Source organism: Lysobacter enzymogenes (assembly GCF_017168095.1).
GTDB lineage: Bacteria > Pseudomonadota > Gammaproteobacteria > Xanthomonadales > Xanthomonadaceae > Lysobacter > Lysobacter enzymogenes_D.
On sequence record NZ_LXSD01000083.1, the window covers coordinates 1 to 318 of the forward strand.

The 318-nt window shown below is 80.5% G+C and carries 1 protein-coding gene; it reads left to right on the plus strand.

The genetic code is table 11. The features are described 5' to 3' along the window. On the plus strand, positions 1-279 hold a 279-nt coding region (locus tag A7A76_RS02440), incomplete at its 5' end, for an RsmD family RNA methyltransferase (RefSeq protein WP_206409703.1). Positions 280-318: the final 39 nt, after the last annotated feature.

Genomic DNA, 318 nt, shown 5'->3' on the forward strand with positions numbered 1-318 from the left:
GAGGCCGCGCAGGTGGTCCAGGCCGATGCGCTGGCGTGGCTGGCGCAGCCGCCGCCCGCGGACGCGCCCGGCTTCGACCTGGCCTTCGTCGACCCGCCGTTCGCGGCCGGGCTGTGGGACGCGGTGTGGCCGGCGCTGTTGCCGAGGCTGGCGCCTTCGGCCTGGCTGTACGTGGAAGCCCCGCTGGACGCGCCGCTGGCGCTGCCGGCGGCGTGGATCGTGCACCGCGAGGGCCGCACGCGCGAGGTGCGCTACGCCCTGTACCGCCGCGCCGGCTGAGCCCGGCGTCGGCCCGGGCGCCGCCGCGGGCGGGCCGCG